Annotated in this window: 20 protein-coding genes; 16 read left to right on the forward strand and 4 right to left on the reverse strand. The window is 46.9% G+C overall.

Going from position 1 to position 18,725, the window contains the following annotated elements:
* Positions 1-432 precede the first annotated feature (432 nt).
* Together ACH2BK_RS08850 and ACH2BK_RS08855 are read right to left on the reverse strand one after the other, a co-directional pair.
* The gene (locus tag ACH2BK_RS08850; protein WP_395003449.1) at positions 433-1,335 is read right to left on the reverse strand and encodes a tetraacyldisaccharide 4'-kinase; all 903 of its coding nucleotides are present in this window, start codon (positions 1,333-1,335) and stop codon (positions 433-435) included.
* A gap of 16 nt (positions 1,336-1,351) precedes the next feature.
* Complete coding sequence (locus ACH2BK_RS08855) at positions 1,352-2,200, reverse strand: NAD+ synthase (RefSeq protein WP_394998011.1); 849 nt, start codon at positions 2,198-2,200, stop codon at positions 1,352-1,354.
* A 152-nt stretch (positions 2,201-2,352) separates the two neighbouring features.
* Between ACH2BK_RS08855 and ACH2BK_RS08860 the strand changes: the two genes are divergently transcribed.
* The 9 genes from ACH2BK_RS08860 to ACH2BK_RS08900 all read left to right on the forward strand — a co-directional run bounded on the left by ACH2BK_RS08860 (position 2,353) and on the right by ACH2BK_RS08900 (position 10,857).
* A complete protein-coding gene (locus ACH2BK_RS08860; RefSeq protein WP_394998037.1) occupies positions 2,353-2,856 on the forward strand; it encodes a Rieske 2Fe-2S domain-containing protein in 504 nt (167 codons plus the stop codon).
* Between the two features lie 14 nt (positions 2,857-2,870).
* The gene (locus ACH2BK_RS08865) at positions 2,871-4,091 is read left to right on the forward strand and encodes a cytochrome bc complex cytochrome b subunit (protein WP_394998013.1); all 1,221 of its coding nucleotides are present in this window, start codon (positions 2,871-2,873) and stop codon (positions 4,089-4,091) included.
* 12 nt (positions 4,092-4,103) lie between these two features.
* Entirely contained in the window at positions 4,104-5,213 is a 1,110-nt protein-coding gene (locus ACH2BK_RS08870; protein ID WP_394998014.1) for a c-type cytochrome, read from the forward strand.
* A gap of 83 nt (positions 5,214-5,296) precedes the next feature.
* On the forward strand, positions 5,297-5,569 hold the full coding sequence (gene rpsO, locus ACH2BK_RS08875; protein WP_394955176.1) for a 30S ribosomal protein S15: 273 nt from the start codon (positions 5,297-5,299) through the stop codon (positions 5,567-5,569).
* Positions 5,570-5,660: 91 nt separating this feature from the next.
* A complete protein-coding gene (aspA, locus tag ACH2BK_RS08880; RefSeq protein ID WP_394998016.1) occupies positions 5,661-7,076 on the forward strand; it encodes an aspartate ammonia-lyase in 1,416 nt (471 codons plus the stop codon).
* A complete protein-coding gene (gene sppA, locus ACH2BK_RS08885; RefSeq protein WP_394998018.1) occupies positions 7,073-7,933 on the forward strand; it encodes a signal peptide peptidase SppA in 861 nt (286 codons plus the stop codon). Before aspA ends, sppA begins: the two co-directional genes overlap by 4 nt.
* Positions 7,933-8,946 carry a tRNA lysidine(34) synthetase TilS gene (gene tilS, locus ACH2BK_RS08890; RefSeq protein WP_394998020.1) on the forward strand — a complete coding sequence of 338 codons (1,014 nt, stop codon included), beginning with the start codon at positions 7,933-7,935 and terminating at the stop codon, positions 8,944-8,946. Before sppA ends, tilS begins: the two co-directional genes overlap by 1 nt.
* 424 nt (positions 8,947-9,370) lie before the next feature.
* A complete protein-coding gene (locus ACH2BK_RS08895) occupies positions 9,371-10,600 on the forward strand; it encodes a hypothetical protein (RefSeq protein WP_395003452.1) in 1,230 nt (409 codons plus the stop codon).
* 35 nt (positions 10,601-10,635) lie between these two features.
* Positions 10,636-10,857 carry a hypothetical protein gene (locus tag ACH2BK_RS08900; protein ID WP_395003454.1) on the forward strand — a complete coding sequence of 74 codons (222 nt, stop codon included), beginning with the start codon at positions 10,636-10,638 and terminating at the stop codon, positions 10,855-10,857.
* Positions 10,858-10,966: 109 nt separating this feature from the next.
* Here ACH2BK_RS08900 and tsf read toward each other — a convergent pair whose 3' ends face one another.
* Together tsf and rpsB are read right to left on the reverse strand one after the other, a co-directional pair.
* Positions 10,967-12,031, reverse strand: a complete 1,065-nt coding sequence (gene tsf, locus ACH2BK_RS08905) for a translation elongation factor Ts (protein WP_394998024.1) — start codon at positions 12,029-12,031, stop codon at positions 10,967-10,969.
* A 2-nt stretch (positions 12,032-12,033) separates the two neighbouring features.
* Positions 12,034-12,810, reverse strand: coding sequence for a 30S ribosomal protein S2 (gene rpsB, locus ACH2BK_RS08910; RefSeq protein ID WP_395003456.1), 777 nt, complete (start codon positions 12,808-12,810; stop codon positions 12,034-12,036).
* Positions 12,811-13,107: 297 nt separating this feature from the next.
* On the opposite strand from rpsB, the gene purE reads away from it, so the two are divergent.
* The 7 genes from purE to ACH2BK_RS08945 are packed head-to-tail and all read left to right on the forward strand — an operon-like array spanning position 13,108 to position 18,709.
* Positions 13,108-13,605, forward strand: coding sequence for a 5-(carboxyamino)imidazole ribonucleotide mutase (gene purE, locus ACH2BK_RS08915; RefSeq protein ID WP_394909136.1), 498 nt, complete (start codon positions 13,108-13,110; stop codon positions 13,603-13,605).
* On the forward strand, positions 13,605-14,138 hold the full coding sequence (locus ACH2BK_RS08920) for a DUF3972 domain-containing protein (RefSeq protein ID WP_394998029.1): 534 nt from the start codon (positions 13,605-13,607) through the stop codon (positions 14,136-14,138). Before purE ends, ACH2BK_RS08920 begins: the two co-directional genes overlap by 1 nt.
* Positions 14,139-14,141: 3 nt before the next feature.
* A complete protein-coding gene (locus ACH2BK_RS08925) occupies positions 14,142-15,068 on the forward strand; it encodes a damage-control phosphatase ARMT1 family protein (protein WP_395003458.1) in 927 nt (308 codons plus the stop codon).
* Positions 15,061-15,945, forward strand: a complete 885-nt coding sequence (glyQ, locus tag ACH2BK_RS08930) for a glycine--tRNA ligase subunit alpha (RefSeq protein ID WP_395003460.1) — start codon at positions 15,061-15,063, stop codon at positions 15,943-15,945. The genes ACH2BK_RS08925 and glyQ overlap by 8 nt, the downstream gene beginning before the upstream one ends.
* Positions 15,946-15,955: 10 nt before the next feature.
* Positions 15,956-16,312: a hypothetical protein gene (locus ACH2BK_RS08935; protein ID WP_395003462.1), complete on the forward strand. Its 357-nt coding sequence runs from the start codon at positions 15,956-15,958 to the stop codon at positions 16,310-16,312.
* 4 nt (positions 16,313-16,316) lie between these two features.
* Complete coding sequence (locus ACH2BK_RS08940; protein ID WP_395003464.1) at positions 16,317-18,539, forward strand: endonuclease MutS2; 2,223 nt, start codon at positions 16,317-16,319, stop codon at positions 18,537-18,539.
* The gene (locus tag ACH2BK_RS08945) at positions 18,536-18,709 is read left to right on the forward strand and encodes a hypothetical protein (protein WP_395003466.1); all 174 of its coding nucleotides are present in this window, start codon (positions 18,536-18,538) and stop codon (positions 18,707-18,709) included. The genes ACH2BK_RS08940 and ACH2BK_RS08945 overlap by 4 nt, the downstream gene beginning before the upstream one ends.
* Positions 18,710-18,725 lie beyond the last annotated feature (16 nt).

The raw sequence follows: 18,725 nt of genomic DNA on the forward strand, positions 1-18,725 counted from the left end.
ATATTGGTGGAACTTTTAAGGGAACTGCAAATAATGAAAAATGATTAAATAGCGTTGTACAGGGTATTTTATGAATTATGCAATGGATTCCTATCTCCCGGCCACTTCAATAATCCTAACAACTGCTACAATCTAACCAACCTCACAATACCATCTGTTGAAATTCCGTCAAAAACCTTGCCCCTAAAGCTGTGATTTTGCTTTTAGATTTTTTTAAGATTCTAGTAATTTACAAAATTTTGCGTGACAAAACCTGTGTATCGCTTTATGGAGGGTGAATCTCCACTCGCTCCGCTGCGCACCCATACACTTCCAAAATCTACCTGTTTAGATTCTTTAGATTCTGCAATGTTATTGATTGTTGTGGATTCTGCAAATGCCAGATTTAGCCGCCGCTGTGGCTGTGTTTAGGGTTTTAGATTCTAAGTCAGCCTAGGATTGCGATGTGATATAAGAATCTATGCGCTCAAGTATATTTGGCTTGATACGCAGGTGCAGGCGCAGCACGCTAAGGTTTAAGCCCATATGCTCGAGCTTCACCTCATCTTTGGAAGTTACCAAAAGGCTTGTGGCATCGTATCGACGCATAGATTCTCGCAAACTCGCCTCATCAAAGGTGCTATGATCTTGAAGTGTGATTTTACCCACCACGGAGGGCAAAAACTCATCAAGGCGTGCGGGGTTTGCGATGGCGGTAAGTAGGAGCATTCTGGGCGTTGGATTCTCTACAAAGACTTCACGCGTGTAGTCCTCCCCCTCGCACACGAGCAAATCCGCACATTTGTAGAGATAGGGCATCTCACGATACATTCCGCTTGGGAGCAAAAACGGAAAATAGGGCTCAAGCTTTGGGCGCAGCAAAATATTGAGCTTTTTAAAATGGAATCTAAATCCATCATCTAAAAACACGCATTGTGCGCCGAGTTCTTTGGCTTTTTGTATCGCTTGCTTGCGGTTTTTGGAGACGATGACGCTGGAGTTTGGCAGGCTTTTGGCAAGCAGATAGGCTTCATCGCCGGCTTGGGGCTGTGTGCAGAGAATCTCGCCATTGTGGCTCACCACCACAAGTCCCTTGCTCTGGCGTTTGTAGCCGCGTGAGATAATCGCGCTGTGCGGATAGGATCTCGCTATCTCAATGATAAAAGGTGTCTTGCCACTGCCGCCCACGATGAGGTTGCCCACGCTCACGATGGGCAGCCCAAAATCGTGATAGCGCGCGCATTTGCGGCACAAGGTCGCACTGAGGGCGTATATAAGCGAGATTGGCAAAAGTGCGAAGCTAAGGAGTTTTTGGGCAAAAGAGGGACTATAAAAGTAAGAATCTATAAAGCGCATAATGCTCCTTTGGGAGTTATTTGGGCGCGAGAATTGTAGGCATTTTTGCCTTAAAAGTATTCATAAAGATTCTGTGCAGCAAAGAATCTATGAGCGCGGGCGCAAAGCCCTGTGGGAGCAGAGAATCTCTAAGTAGGCTAATGATGGCTGTATCAGCAAGGCTGAGGTTTGTGAGACAGAGATTTTTGGCACTAAGGCTAGATTGCAAGGCTTGCAAAAATGGATCGATTTGCGCGTAGGTATAGCCTAGATCGCCCTCATCGCTTTGGTTTTCAAACAAATCCGCGCTTGGCTTTTTATCAATGATGGCTTGGGGGACTTCAAGGGCTTTGGCGAGTGTGAAAACCTCGGTTTTATAGAGCTCACCTATGGGATTAATCGCGCACGCCAAGTCCCCATATAGCGTGCCATAGCCAAGCATAATCTCGCTTTTGTTGCTCGTGCCTATCACAAGGGCTTGGTGTGTCGCGGCAAAATCATAGAGATGTATCATACGCATACGCGCGCAAAAATTCCCAATACGCGTCCTTTGCGCTGAATCTAGTGGGGCTGAATCTGTGGGAGAATAAAGGGCGTTTTGCTCTCTAAATAATTGCTCAAATGCCGCAATGGAGGTGATTGTGTAGGCGATATTGTGGGCTTTGGCAAAGCTTATGGCGTCCTCTAGATGTGTGTGGCTAGAGCTAGAAGATGGGAGCAGCAACGCGTGGAGATTGTGCCCAAAGACATTGACACAGAGTTTTGCCACCACGATAGAATCTATCCCCCCGCTTAAACCCACCACGACTTTTTCAAAGCCTCTTTGATGCACTTCCTGTCGTAGCTTATCCTGTATAGTCGTAATCTGTGTGAGAATCTGGCACATACTCAATCCTTATGGGAAATTCTGATTTGGGAGAAAGGAAAGCATAGCAGATTTTGGCAAAAATAATAAAAATTTAAGTTACTTTTACCTAACATAAAAAGTTTTTTACTTACTCTAGGTATAAACGACAACTCGCTATGGAAGGAGATATGATGTCTGAAAATGTCAAAAGACGAGACTTTCTTGGTATGGCATTAGGAGGCGTAGCAGCAGTGGGCGCGGCAGCCTCATTGTATGCGATGAAACGATCTTGGGATCCATTGCCAAGCGTGGTATCTGCTGGCTTTACCACGGTGGATTTGAGCGGACTGCAGGAAGGGCAGCTAAGCACAGTGGAGTGGAGAGGTAAGCCGGTATATATCCTCAAAAAGCAGAGCGGCAGCCCAAAGGTAGAGGGCAGGGATTTTGAGATTAATGGTGCTCTTTATACGGTTGGGATTCAGATTTGCACGCATTTGGGATGCATTCCGGGATTTGATGAGAAAACTCAAGGCTTTTTATGCGCGTGCCACGGCGGGCGTTTTGACGCTTCTGGTGTCAATCAGCCCGGCACTCCGCCACCGCGCCCTATGGAGATACCTCCGTTTAAGATTGATGGGATGAAAATGGTGCTAGGCGAAGAGGGTGCGGAATATCAAGCACTTAAAAAGGCATAAGGGAAGGAGCAGATATGGAAGTAAAGAAAGCAAATGGGATCGTGGATTGGCTTGATCAACGCATTGCTATCAAAAAACTCATAGAGGTTTTGGCGACAAAGTATTGGGTTCCAAAAAATATTAACTTTTTGTGGGCAATGGGTGTGATTTTATTGACACTTTTTACGCTGCTTGTTGTGAGCGGGTTTTTCTTGCTTATGTATTACAAGCCTGATACCAAGTTGGCATTTGATAGCGTCAATGATACGATTATGCGCGAAGTTGCGTTTGGTTGGCTATGGCGGCATATACACGCAGTGGCAGCGAGTATGGTGTTTTTGATTATCTATATCCATATGTTTGTGGCTGTGTATTATGGCTCTTACAAGCGCGGGCGAGAGATGATTTGGATTGGTGGTATGCTGCTTTTTGTGGTTTTTTCTGCGGAGGCGTTTAGCGGCTATATGCTTCCTTGGGGGCAGATGAGCTTTTGGGCGGCTGCGGTGATTACGAATTTGCCAAGCGCTATTCCGGGCATTGGACCTGATTTGGTTGAGTGGGTGCGAGGGAACTTTGTGATTGCAGATTCTACGCTGACGAGATTCTTTATGCTGCACGTATGTTTGCTACCTATTGTGATTTTGACACTTATTGCCTTGCACTTCTACACACTTAGAGTGCCTCATGTCAATAACGAAGACGGCGAGGAGATAGACTTTGAAGCAGAGGCGAGAAAATATGAAGAGGGCAGGAAAAAAGAAGCAAAGGTTATCAGTTTTTGGCCTGATTTCTTGAGCAAAGATATTTTTGTCGTGAGCGTGTTTATGATGCTCTTTTTCTACCTCGTGTGCTATCACTTCAATTTTGCAATGGATCCAATCAACTTCGAGCCTGCAAACAATATGAAAACCCCAGCGCACATTTATCCAGAGTGGTATTTCTTGTGGAGTTATGAAGTGCTTAGAGGCTTTTTCTTTAGCGCAGATGTGGGGCTTATCGCATTTGGTATCGCACAAGTGGCATTTTTGTTCTTACCTTGGCTTGATAGAAGTCCTGTGGTAGCTCCTGCGCATAAGCGACCGCTATTTATGGTATGGTTTTGGGTGCTTATCATAGACTTGGTGGTGCTCACGATTTTTGGTAAATTGCCACCAGAGGGTATTAACAACCAAATCGGGCTTGTAGCGGCATTGGGCTTTTTGGTATGGGTGTTTGTCGCACTGCCTGTGGTAACAATGATGGAAAGAAAAAAATAAGGAGTGCGTGCTATGAGAGAACTTAAAATTTTAGCGATTGTTGTAGTAATCGTAGGTATTCTTTATTGGGGCGTGGAGCCCTTGGCGCACTCTGTGTTTCACCCAAAGGCAGCACCTAGTGATTTTGCCTTTAGAGATTTAGAGCGTGTGGATCTCTCTAAGGCAGATGTGCAAAGGGGTAAAGATCTTGTAGAATCCAACTGCACGGCTTGCCACAATATCAAAGCCATAGGAGTGGATAATGGTGTGATCGCATTCCCCGGTGGCAAGGGAGAGGTTACAACGCCTGATCTCTCGACTGCTGGAGCATTGTATGATGAGAATTTCCTCGCGACTTTGATTGTCGATCCCCTAAAGGCTACTAAGCTCGGGCATAAATTTAGCGATGAGAATCCTTTCCCTATGACTCCATACGATGGGGATAAGCAGGATGTCGCGGATATGGTGGCGTTTTTAAAATCCATCGGTGCTACAAGCCTTAAGCATAATGTGCTGCATTCTGATGAATACGCTACCAAAAAAGAGGCACTTGAAAAAAGCACATTGACAGATTCACAAAAAGAGATGGCACTCGCTAAGCTAGAGGAGCAGCTCACTAATAAGGCAGTTTTTACCGATGCGTGTAGTCGATGCCATAGCATCAAATACGATGAGCCAAAGACAAAAGAAAAGCTAGAGGCTAATGAGGCTAAGAAAAAGAATATCCAAGGCTATCTTGGCGCAGAGGCACCCGATCTCTCTATGATGATTAGGAGCAAGGGCGAGCATTATTTACAAGGCTTTATCAACGATCCACAAAAAGTCTCTTATGACGCGATCAAACAAGCCATCATCGCTAAGCAAGGCTCATTGCCAGAGAACACGACTAAGAGCGAATGGCAGGAAGCCGATGATTATAGCAATCTCGCAAAAGAGCTTGGCGTAATGCCTAATGGTCTCTCTATGCCGCGCGTGGGACTCACAGAGCAATCTCAAGAACGCGTTATCGCGTATTTGGAATCTATTGGGGATTCTAAAAAGCACGAGCGCGAGAGTCTTGGGGTGTATATCATCATATTCTTTGGAATCTTAAGCGTGTTGGCATTCTTATGGAAGAAAAAGATATGGAGAGATTTGCACTAAAAAAGCCTAAGAGATTCCTTGATTCTTGTGGGCTTTTGTTGTAGAATACGCGCCTTTATTACATTACCATTTAGGAGGTCATTATGGCTTTAGATATGGCGAAAAAGAAAGAGATTATCGCAAAATTTGCTCGCGATAGTAAGGACACAGGTTCTTCAGAAGTGCAAGTGGCACTTTTGAGCCAGAGGATTGCAGATTTGACTGCACACCTCAAAGCAAATCCCAAGGACCACTCAAGCCGCTTGGGATTGCTAAAACTCGTGGGACAGAGAAAATCTCTCCTAGGTTATCTTAAGCGCACACAATATGAGCGCTATGTCAAGCTCATCACAGAGCTAAAGCTTAAGGACAGATAGTCCCTAAGCTCCCCTCCCCCTTTCTTTTACCTCGTTTTTCCCTCAAATGTGTTATACTCCAAAGTGATACAAAACTTACAGGAGTGTGGCTATGAAAACACGAAAAGAGCACGATTTTATCGGCGAGTTAGAGATTTCCGATGATGTGTATTATGGGATTCAGACTTTTAGGGCGATGGAGAATTTTAATATCACAAAGGAGCGTTTGAGCAACTTTCCCGTGTTTATCAAGGCTCTAGCACAAGTCAAAAAGGCTGCTGCTTTGGCAAATTTCGAGCTCAATCTCCTCGATGAAAAAATCAAAAACGCCATTGTGTATGCGTGCGATAGAATCATCGCTGGTGAGTATCTCGATCAGTTCGTCGTGGATATGATACAAGGCGGGGCGGGCACAAGCACCAATATGAATGTCAATGAGGTGGTGGCAAATGTCGCGCTTGAGTATATGGGGTACAAAAAGGGCGAGTATGAGCACTGCCACCCAAACGATCATGTCAATCTCTCTCAATCCACAAACGACGCGTATCCCACCGCATTGCGCCTAGCCCTCTATGAGCGTTTGTTTGATCTCATAGAATCTATGCAGATTCTCAAAACTTCCTTTGAATCCAAAGCCAAGGAGTTCGCCCATATCCTCAAAATGGGTCGCACGCAGCTCCAAGACGCAGTTCCTATGACGCTAGGGCAGGAGTTTCAGACTTTTGCTGTGATGCTTGGCGAGGATATGCAGCGTGTCAAAGAAGCCCAAGATCTCGTGCGTGAGATCAATCTCGGGGGGACGGCTATCGGCACGGGGATTAACTCCCACCCAGATTACCCAAAGATTGTCGAGAAAAAACTCCAAGAGGTTACCAATCGCCCCTTTGTTACCGCGAGCGATCTCATAGAAGCCACCCAAGATACCGGTGCGTATGTGCAAGTGAGCGGTGTGCTAAAGCGCGTGGCGACAAAGATTTCTAAAATCTGCAACGACTTGCGACTGCTAAGCTCGGGACCGCGCGCGGGGCTCAATGAGATAAATCTCCCCAAAATGCAGCCCGGTAGCTCGATAATGCCGGGCAAAGTCAATCCCGTGATCCCTGAAGTCGTCAATCAAGTGTGCTTTAGCGTGATTGGCAATGATATCACTATTACCCTCGCTTCCGAGGCAGGGCAGCTCCAGCTCAATGTCTTTGAGCCAGTCATCGCGTATAGTTTGTTTAACTCCATCGTGCGGATGAAGCGCGCGTGCATCACTCTAGCCCAAAAATGCGTCGATGGCATCACTGCAAATGAAGAAGTGTGCAGGGATTTTGTGTTTCATAGTATCGGTATCGTAACCGCGCTAAACCCCTACATCGGCTATGAAAATTCTGCCAAAATCGCCAAAGAAGCCCTACAAACGGGCAAAAGCGTGTATGAGCTCACCCTAGAGCACAAGCTTTTGAGCAAAGAGGAGCTTGATGAGATTTTCAAACCCCAAAATATGCTAAACCCGCATATGAGGGAAGTGAAGGGGCATAAATGATGAAAGTTTTACGATTTTTAGGGAAGTGCATTGGCTTTGTCAATACCAACTTTAAGGCACTCGTGCTGATACTCATCGTGCTCTTTGTGCTTGGAAGTATGCAGGATACGGAGATAGAGGAGCCAAATCTCGCCAAGCTCTACCTCAATACGCCTATTTTTTCGGCAAATTCTATAGAATCTCAGATTCAAAATATCAAAAAAAACCCGAGCATTAAGGGCGTGCTGCTCGTGATAGATTCACCGGGTGGGAGCGTGAGTGCGAGCATAGAGGTGGCGGATATGCTTAAAAAACTTGGCGAGGATTTGCCAGTGGTGGCGTATGTGCAGGGCTCTATGGCGAGTGGGAGCTACTATGCGGGTATGTATGCCAGCGAGATTGTCGCAAATCGCGGCGCGCTCATTGGCTCCATTGGCGTGATTTTTAGCGGTTACAATATCTCCCAACTCTTAGAAACCCTAGGCATACAGGAGCAAGTGCTCAAAAAGGGCACATACAAGGAAGTGGGCACGATGTCTCGTCAGTGGAGCGAGCAGGAACGAGAGTTTTTGGACAATCTCTTAGATGAGCAATACACAATGTTTGTCGATGATGTCAAACAGGCAAGGGGGCAGAGGCTCACGCAAGATTCAGAAGCGTTTGCACAGGGCAAAATCTTTAGTGCAAAGGCAGCATTAGAACTAGGGCTCATCGATAGGGTAGGTAGCCTGCACGATGCCACGGAGATTCTCAAAGAGAGGGCAAATGTGAGCGAGGCAGTGTGGCTAAAGAAAAGCAAAGTCGATAGCTACCTTGAGCAGTTTCAAGATTCACTCATTAGCAAAGTCCTCTCATTAAGTGCACCTAGCCTCCGATAATGCAGCTTTTGTATGTGGAGGAAATGCGCTCTAGACAGAATCTACTCGCATTTTCGGGCGGGGTGGATTCTAGTGCATTGTTCTTTTTGCTCCTTGAATCAGGCATTGAGTTTGATATGGCGATGGTGGATTATGGATTGCGCCCAGAGCGAGAGCGTGAGATCGCGTATGCTAGGGAGTTAAGCGCGCGTTATGACAAGCGGCTTTTTCTCCACACTGCGCCCAAAATCACGACAAACTTCGAGCACACTGCGCGCAATGTGCGCTATGAGTTTTTTGCACAGGTGTGCAAAGAGCACGGCTACCATAATGTCATGATGGCGCATCAGCTCGATGATAGGCTAGAGTGGCTTTTGATGCAGCTTTGCAAAGGAAGCGGGATTTTGGGCTTAGGCGGATTGCGCGGGATAGCCCAATGGGGGGGCTTTCGTATCATTCGTCCTCTAATTGAGCGCACGCGCGAGGAGATTTATGCGTATTTGCACGCGCACAAACACAGATTTTTTGAAGACAGCAGCAACGCCAATGCGCACTTTACGCGCAACTTTTTTCGCCATAATGTGGTGCGCACGCTGATGCCTAGCTTCGCTAAGGGCGTGAGACAGAGCTTTAGAATCTTAGAGCAAGAGAGTAAGGGCGTGCTGCCGCGCATTCAGAGGATACTCCCTGATGTCTTTGTGATGAGGCGCACAAAGCAGGCGTGGCGTGATTGCTATGGGGTGGATTACGCGCTAAAGCGGCTTGGGTATGTGATGAGCACCAGGCAGCGTGAGGAGCTCGCAAAATCTAGCTTTTGCTGCCACATTGCGCAGAGATATGTGGTAGATTCAAATGCAGATTTTGTATTTGTGGCAAAAACCCTAGGCGCAATCACAATGCCCAAACGCTACAAGGAGCAATACCGCCTTGCTAAAATCCCGCCCAAAATCCGCCCAATCCTTTTCCAAAACGCCATTGTGGATTCAGAGCTCGAGGGATTTATACAGAGAGTAGCAAGCCTTTTGGAGTCCTAGGTTTATAGAATCTAAAGCCGCCAAAACGCGTTAGAGAATCTAGATTCAATAAACTAGATTTAACCTTACAGAATCTAAAACAAACACACAATTTGCTGCCAAAGAAACTAGCAAAGATTTACAAAAACAAAATAGAAAATCTAAAGAATTATAGAATCTAAGCAATCTCTAGATTCTATAAAAGGCAGGGTATGCACACGCAGCGCACAAACACAGGCAATTCACTCCGCAAGTGATACACAAGTTTGCGCTATTAAACTCTAAGAAATTAAGAGATAGACTTGCGCGAAGCTAGATTCTAAGAGCAGTAAGAATCAAACATTAAAAAAAGGAATTTTTATGCTATTTTTACCCCCCCCCATACAATTTTCTAAGAATCTTTCTCACTAAGCACACAAAAATCCTCCCTCTCCTCTGTCTTTTTGTGTTTATCATAGCTTTTGGGCTGCGCTTATTTTCTATCTACCACAAAAACGCCTTTCATGTCGATGAAACTCTCTCTGTGAGTATTAGCAATGCTAGTGGCTATGTGTGGGGTAAGGCACTTCCAAATGGGGAGTTTTTTGGCAAAGAGCTAAAAGAGATGGTGTATTGGGATAACCCCACACTAAGCGATGTGTGGCAGGATATACGCAAGCTGTGGATAAATAATAACGGGGACTTAGATCATCCTAACCTGTATTATGTGCTGCTGCGTTTGTGGAATGCGGGCGTCAAAACCGGGGATTTTGAGTGGATTAAGCAAAGGGGCTTGGGACTAAATCTTGTGTTTTTTGTATTGAGCTTTTGTATTGTTGGGGCTTTGGGCTATAGGCTCCTTGGAGCAAGCTATCTCGTGCCATTATTGCTTAGCTTGGTGTTTTTAAACTCTGCTGGAGTGTCCAATACGATTTTTCTGCGAGAATATGCACTGCAGGAATGTCTCATATGGCTCTTTGTGCTCAATAGCGTGCTATTTTATCAAAGTGTGAAAGTGCGCTTTTGGTTTGTGGTGTATTATGGATTTTGCACGGGGTTGCTGCTACTCTCTGGATATTTTAGTTTATTTTTTGTAGCACTTGGTGTCGTGGCATTGGCAGTGGGTAAATGGCGCAATCTCTGGACAATGGTGTCATTGGGAATTGTAGTGGGGAGTGCCTTTGTATGGAGCAGGATACTATACAAAAGCTATTTTGTGGGATTGCGAGATAGCGGGAGAGCTAAGGAAGCCAAGGCAAAGGTTGATTTTGCCATGCTATTTGAAAACCTCAAGCAATCCCTGCTCGCATTGTGGGATATGCTACAAACCCATTACAATCTCTATGTGCTGTGCGCACTTGGGTTGGGGCTTTTGTGCGCATTTATATGGCGCAAAACACACATTGATGTGCGGTGGCGTATGCTCGTGGTGCTTGGTTGTGTGGCATGTGTGTGGGTGTTGCTTGTGATGTATCTCGCACCATATAAGACACTTCGCTATATCGTGCCCGCATTTGGGCTTTTGTATTGCTTGGCTGTGGCCATGCTATATATGTGGCGCAAGAGTGTAGTGGGTTTGGCTTTGGCGGCGATAATGCTTGGTGGTTTAGGAGCTCAATACACGCTAAACCATAATATGCTTGTGCCCATGGAGCAATTGCTTTTGCGCAGCAGTATCGCTCCCCTGTTGTCGTAACCCTGCCCAATTGGAGTTGGCAATATGGCACACTCGTGTATTTGTTTAATGACATAGGAAAATATTTTATAGAATCTAACCCTGCCCAAAGTCGTGCATTGCTGCAGGCTTTACTCCAAAAGCACGAAAGTGTGTATTACATAGGACTTAAAGATTCTCTATCAAAAGATTTGGCTGGGTTTTGGATAACAAACTGCCAAGAGGAGGGGGCGTATCGTAGGATGAGTTGCCTCGTGCGACTAAAGAATAGCCAATGAGTGAAAGGAATCTAATTTGGGGGAGCGGGCTAACATAAACAAGCCAAAAAACAGGGAATGTGAAAGAGGCTTTGCGGATTCTCTCGCGCAAAGCCCCAAAGTTTGGGGTTTATTGCATTTGTGCGGCGACTTCAGCGGCGAAATCCTCCACTTTTTTCTCAATGCCCTCACCAAGCTCAAAGCGCACATATTTGATGATTTTGAGCTCATCGCCAAGCTCTTTGGATTTGGCTTCAAGCACTTGGGCAATCGTCTTTTTGTCATCCATCACAAAAAACTGCCCCAAAAGTGTAAGGCGTTGATCAATCAATGTATTATCAGAGATAAATCGCTCCATTTGTCCCGGAATGATTTTATCCCAAATCTGCTCGGGCTTGCCCTGTGCTTTGAGATCCTCTTGGAGTTTTTGTCTAGTAGATTCTAGCACTGCCTCTGTGAGCTCGCTGCGGCTGACATACTCTGGAATCTTATGCAGTGGCTTGCCAAGTCGCTTAAACTCCTCGTTTTCCTTGCTAAGCTCTGCGATGAGTGCCACCTTTTCTTTTTGGATAAATTCTGAATCTAGCTCGTGGTAGCTTAGCACCTGCGGTTTCATCGCGGCTGCGTGCATACAAAAGCTCCTAGCGAGCTCTGCAGCTGGGGCTTTGGAGCTTGCATTATTAAAGCCCATCGCGATGAGCACGCCCACGCGTCCATTAGAATGCACATAGCCATTGACGATGGCATTGCCCTCGACTTTGATACTCTCAAGGCGTCTGATGACGATATTTTCTCCGATTTTTGCGATATTTTGCTGGAGGTATTCCTCAAACTTACTGCCATCTACCTCAATACTATTAAGCGTGCTCACATCGCTAATCTCGTGCTCAAACACAAGCTTAGAGCTCTTTGCTACGAGATCTTTAAAATTATCATTTTTTGCCACAAAATCTGTCTCGGAGTTGATCTCTAGCAATGAAGCCTTAGAAAAATCGCCTGCTACTTCCACGCTCACTACGCCTTCACTCGCGACTCTATCAGCCTTTTTAGCGGCTTTGCTTAGCCCCTTTTCGCGGAGGTATTCCACTGCTTTTTGGATATCGCCACCCACTTCCACTAGAGCTTTTTTACAATCCATCATCCCCGCATCAGTCATCTCTCGGAGTTGTTTTACTAATTGCGCTGCAATCTCCATCGTTACTCTCCTTGCTCTTGTCGTATTTCCTCAAGCACCTCTTGTGTCTCTGCCTCTGTGGCAGGAGCCTGTGCCTCTAGCTCTTGTGTCTCTAAATCCTTGTTTTCATTGCGTCCTTCCAAAATCGCTTCGGTTACTTCTTTGCAGAAAAGCTGGATCGAGCGGATCGCATCGTCGTTACCCGGGATTGGATAATCCACATTGTCTGGATCGCAGTTGGTATCAAGCGGCGCGACTACGGGGATCCCAAGTCTGCGTGCCTCTGCCACTGCGATTTTTTCCTTAACCACATCAATGACAAAAATCATATCGGGGGCTTTTTTCATATAGCGCACACCGCCGAGGTATTTGGTGAGTTTGTCTTTTTTGCGTTGTAGCATTAGCTTTTCTTTCTTTGTCAAAAGATCAATTTGCCCGCTCTCTTCCATTTGCTCGATGATCTCAAGCTTTCGCACGGATTTTTTAATCGTGCTAAAGTTTGTGAGCATACCGCCAAGCCAACGATAATTCACATAAGGGATATTGATACTTTCAGCGTATTGCTTGATCGTCTCGCTCGCTTGCTTTTTTGTCCCCACAAACATTATCGTTTTGCCCTCTGCCGCCGCGTCTTTGATGATATTATAAGTGTATTTGAAGTAGCGTAAAGTCTTTTGTAAGTCGATAATGTGGATATTTTTGCGCACACCAAAAATAAATCGCTTCATTTTTGGATTCCATCGCCTTGTCTGATGTCCGAAATGCACACCGCACTCAAGTAAGTCTTTCATCGTTACCATTAGGTTCTCCTTAGTGACATTGTGGTTTTGCCTCCATACCCATTAGCGTTCCTCGCCGCATTTACGCGCCTTGCGATATTTGGCAAGCTCGCAACCTTTATTAAGGATTGGTATGTGTGGGATTGTTTTGTGAAAAACGGGCGGCATTCTATCGCGTTTTTCTTAAGTTATGGCTTAAAGTTGTATGGGGAATCGCATTTGCTTAGAATCTAGCAAGCATTGCTTAAAGTTTTTTGTGCTAGACTTCCGGGCTTTTTAGATTCTGTAAATTTTTAAGGATATTTTAAGGGGTTTTGCGTGGATTTTGTCAGCATTATTATGGGGAGCAAGAGTGATTTTAGCGTGATGAGTGAGTGTGCCGAGGTGTTTAAAAAATTCGATGTGCCCTATGAGATGATCGTCTCATCAGCCCATCGCTCTCCAGAGCGCACCAAAGAATACATAAAAGACGCCCAAAGCCGCGGTGCGCAGGTGTTTATCGCGGCAGCGGGTATGGCGGCGCATTTGGCAGGGGCGGTGGCAGCACAGACTTGCAAGCCCGTGATTGGCGTGCCGCTAGGCGGGGGCGCACTAGATGGACTAGATTCACTCCTCTCCACGGTGCAGATGCCTAGCTCGATGCCCGTAGCGACGGTAACCATCGGCAAAGCCGGGGCGATCAATGCGGCGTATCTCGCCATACAGATTCTAAGTCTCAAAAACGATGAGCTAGCGGGCAAACTCGTGCAAGACAGAATGATGAAAGCCAAAAAAGTGGAGTTGGATTCTTCAGAGATTGAAGTGAGGATTGATTGATGCCAAATAACACCACCACAACGCTAGATTCTGCCAATCTCCCTGCCAAAGCTTCAGCGACTTGGATAAGCCTTGATGAGTTTATCAAGCTCTCTGGGCTTGAGAGAGAGCGCGTGCTAGAGCTCATAGAATCTGGTGCGATCGTGAGCAAAAAAGAGAATGATAGGGTGCTTATCGACGCGAGCAGCGGGACTTCTGCGCTCATCAAACGCGTAGAAAACAATCTCGTAAATGCCGACATACACGGCAAGGAGCTAAGCCCCGTGTTTGTGGAGAAAACCATCGCCACGATTTTGAGCCTGCACGATAAGGTTATCGCGAGCAAGGACGAGACTATCAGCGCGTTTAAAAACGAAAATGCCTTCCTTAAAGACGCGCTTGTCTCGATGCAGGAAGTGTATGACGACGACAAAAAGACGATGGAGGTGCTGCGCGCCGAGCTTCAGAGCGCGCGCGAGGAAGTGGAGTTTATGAAACGCAAATACCGCCTAATGTGGGGCAAAGTCTCTAATATGGCAGAGGGCAGCAAGTAGGATATGAATCTCACTCACACCTGCCTTGAGTGCCTTTATAGACAGATTGAGAATTTTTTGCACACTTTGCAATCCCCGTCATCATACGCCGCCCCGAGCCAAGCCGAGATCCTCTCCCAAACCAAGCGTATTATCAACTCTCTGCCCACGATAGGGGGGGATTGTATGGATGCAGATTCTATAGACACAGATTCTGCCCTGCCTCCGCCAAAAGCCGCCATCGCCATTTATGAAAATCTCGCCAAAGCCCTCAATGAGCCCGATCCGTATAAACATATCAAAACCCATAGCATAGAATCCGCCGCGCGTATCCTCACTAACGCCACAATCCCCACGAGCACCCTCTCAGATTGTATCAAAGTCGCAGCACTAGGCAATGTGATCGATTATGGCTCACAAAGTCGCTTTAGCTTTGAATCCGACTTTGACTTTGCGCAGCTCTCATTTGCGCGCTTTGATATAGAGGCGTTTGAGGGGGGGCTAGAAAATGCCAAAAGCCTGCTTTATATCGCTGATAACGCGGGGGAAAATCTCTTTGATGTCGTGCTGCTTAGACACCTCAGAGCGCATTATCCTAATCTTAGTATCGTGTATCTCGTGCGTGGCAAGCCCATCATCAACGATCTCACGATGGAGGATTTAGCCCACCCGCTGTGTGCGGAGATTCACACGCTTTGTGATGTGCGCAGCTCTCATCTAGCAAGCCCGGGATTTATCTACACAGACGCGCCCGCCGATGTGCGAGCACTCTTTGATAATGCTAATATTATCGTGGCAAAGGGTATGGGGAATTATGAATGTTTAGAATCTCTTAAGAGAGCTAATCTCTTTTTGCTTTTTAAAGTCAAATGTAGCGTGGTGGCGCAATATAGCGGTTTTGGGCTTGGGAAAATGGTATTTTTACACAACAAAGGAGGAGAGAATGCGTAGTTTTTCGGATATTTTGCTTGCGTTGCAGGAGTTTTGGAAAAAGCAGGGTTGCCTCATCGTCCAACCCTATGATATACCCGCAGGGGCGGGGACATTCCACCCTTTTACGCTATTGCGTAGCTTAGATTCTAAGCCGTGGAGCGTGGCGTATGTCGCGCCCTCTAGGCGTCCCACAGATGGGCGTTATGGAGAAAATCCAAATCGCCTAGGGAGCTATTATCAGTTTCAAATCCTCATCAAGCCAAATCCGAGCAATATCCAAGAGCTGTATTTGCGCAGCCTAGAGGCTTTGGGGCTTGAGCTACACAAGCACGATGTGCGCTTTGTGGAGGATAATTGGGAATCCCCAACGCTAGGGGCTTGGGGGCTTGGATGGGAAGTGTGGCTTGATGGTATGGAGGTTACGCAATTTACCTACTTTCAGCAGGTGGGCGGGCTGCCTTGCGAGCCTGTGGCAGTGGAGATCACCTATGGCGTGGAGCGGCTAGCGATGTATATACAGGGCGTGGAAAATGTGTTTGATATTTTGTGGGGCGAGGATTCACAAGGAAGAAGCGTGTATTATCGCGATGTGCATAAAGAGGGCGAATATGAGTTTAGCAAATACCATTTTGAGGTTGCCGATGTGAAGAAGCTCTTTATGTTTTTTGAACAAGCAAAAGATGAGGCGAGAGCCTGCCTAGAGGCGCAGCTCCCGCTCCCAGCGTATGATTACACGATGCTTGCTAGCCATTTTTTTAATGTCCTTGACGCGCGCAAGGCGATTTCGGTGGCACAGAGACAAAACTATATCCTACAAATCCGCGAGCTTGCCAAGGGCTGTGCGCTGCTGTATAAGGAGCAAGAGGCAGAGCGCGATGAGCGCACGAGGCGTTAAAGGAGTAGCAATGGCATATCTTTTGTTTATCGTTTTCATCACGCTTGTGATCGCCCTCATCGTGGCCCTCGCCAAAGATTCACAGAACATCGACAAAAAAAAGCGCGTGGCTATCGCGCTAAGCCTCATCCTCGTGGTGATTTTGGGTGGTATCTACACCACCTTGCAGGATAGAGCCGCTCACACTCTCTATGAGCTCCAAAGTGCCTTTAGTCGCGGCGAGGAGCTGCGCTGCCAAATGGGGCGAGAAACCATTAGTGCGCGCAAAGAGGATTTTGAAATCACAAGCGGTATCAAATCCCTCCAAGGCAGGGCAAACTCCCCCTATCAGGGCGTAACTATCCTCTTAGAATCTTGTAGCAAATAATCCTATGCGCCCCACCACACTCATCAATGCCCTTGATTTAGAGGACTTTATCCACGCGTTTGAGGGCTTTTTGGCACGGGAAAAGGACTTTGTCTTTAGCGGCGATAGGCAGGTGTTTGTGCATTTTTTACAAGAGTTAGAATCCACCCACCTAAGCCCCCCACCAAAGCTCAAAGACTTGCAAACCGCCCTCACGCATCTCCAAAAATTTGGCACCTTAGGCTTTGAAGAAATCTTTGAGTTTGTGAAGCTTATGCGCTATTTTGCCTACCTTAAGCGCGTGGTTAGGGAGCACACGCCGCATTTGTATGCGTGGCTAGATTCTATCCATATCCCGCCCACTATGTCCCAGCTCTGCGAGATTTTTGAGGACAATGGCGAGCTAAAGAGTGGAATCTACCCCGATATCGATGGCATAAAGCAAGCCATCGCTCACACGCAGCAGCATATCGCGCAAGCCTTTAGCGCGCTGCTTAGTAGTGCGCGAGCCTATCTGGTAGATCAGCAGATTCACTACATCAACCAAACCGAGTGCCTCCTGCTCAAAGCCGGCTTTAACAACGCGCTTAAGGGCATTATCATCAGTCGCAGTGCCAATGGGTTTTTTTATGTCCTGCCCCAAAGTATCGCCGAGCTAAAGACTAAGCAAAGCGCGCTCAATGACAAGCTCCAATCCCTGCTCTATGAGCTTTGCAAGGAGTTGAGCGCGAGCTTGCAAAAGCAGCTTTTGTTTTTGCGATTTTTAAACAAAGAATTTGACACCTTCGATCATATCTATGCGCGCCATAGCTTTGCTAGAGCGCATAATCTGCAGTTTGTGTATGAGGTGAGCAAGGGCTCTATCGTGCTAAAAGACTTCTGCCACCCCGTGCTAAAAAACCCAAAGCCACTAAGCATTAAGCTTGATAAAAAAATCACGCTCATTACCGGCGTCAATGCCGGAGGCAAGACAATCCTGCTCAAATCTATCCTATGCGCGAGCTTGCTTAGCAAATACCTCCTCCCGTTTAAAATCAACGCCGCGCATTCCAAAATCCCGCTTTTTAAAAACCTCTTTGCCATCATCTCCGATCCGCAAAATAGCAAAAACGATATCTCGACTTTTGCGGGGCGTATGGTGGAGTTTGCGCAGATTCTGGGCGAGGATAATTTTTTGCTAGGGATTGATGAGATCGAGCTAGGGACGGATTCTGATGAGGCGGCAAGCCTCTATAAAGTCCTGCTAGAGCACCTAAGTCGCAAGCACTGCCGGATTATCCTCACCACCCACCACAAAAATCTCGCCGCGCTAATGGCAAATCGCGAAGATGTCGGGCTCATCGCCGCGCTCTATGATGAGGGCAAAAGGCGTCCGCGCTATGAGTTTTTGCAAGGCAGTATCGGCAAAAGCTATGCGTTTGAAACTGCGCAAAATTATGGAATCCCCGCAAGTTTGGTAAGCCGTGCAAAGGAAGTCTATGGCGAGGAAAAGCTGCATTTAAACGAGCTTATTGAGCGATCAAGCACCCTAGAGCTAGAGCTCAAGCAAAAATTGCGCACTTTGGAGCAAAAAGAACAAGCCTATGAGCGCAAGACAAACGCGCTTAATGAGGCTATCGCGCGTGCCAAGAGTGAGTATGCGCGCACAAAGGCAGAGCTAGAGCGCACCTACCACAACGCGCTCAATGAGCTCAAAAAACATATGAAAGAAAACGACAACAAAAACATTCATCGCGGGATAAATGCGGCAAACGCGATGCTAAAAGCCCACACACACGCACAAAGTGGTAAGAGCGATACGCGCCCAAGCAAGCCACACGAGCTCAAAAAGGGCGATTATGCCAAATATGGGCAAAGTCGCGGGGTGGTTGTGGAGATTATGGGCAAAATGTGCGTGCTTGAGCTTGATAACGGCGTGCGCCTAAAGCTCCCGCTACATCAGCTAAAGCCCACGCACAAACCACCGCAAGCGCGCAAAATAGAGGCTACGCCAAAGCCTAGTGTGCCCGTGAATGTCAGCCTCGATTTGCACGGCAAGCGCGTGGAGGAAGCCCTAGAGGAGCTTGGTAACTTCCTCTCAAATGCGCTCATAGCGGGCTTTGATGAGGTGCTTGTGTATCACGGGATTGGCACGGGGAGGCTAAGCGCGGCGGTGGCGGAGTTTTTGAAATCCCACCCAAAAGTGCGCGCCTTTGAGGACGCTCCGATGAATCTCGGGGGCTTTGGTGCGAAAGTCGTGAGGCTGTGAGGCGGGTTTATAAAAAATGCGCCAGCCCAAAACGCGTTGATGAGATGGCGGCACTAAGAGATTCTATAAGCTTGCTAAAAAATGCAGTGTATGCTCGCGTAAGCGGAGGCAATGAGGGCTTTGCCAACATTGCCGATAACAAGTTTGTGAAACAAACTTGCATAAAATGATAGAATCCCCCCTTCT

The sequence above is a fragment of the uncultured Helicobacter sp. genome (genome assembly GCF_949282165.1).
Lineage (GTDB): Bacteria > Campylobacterota > Campylobacteria > Campylobacterales > Helicobacteraceae > Helicobacter_F.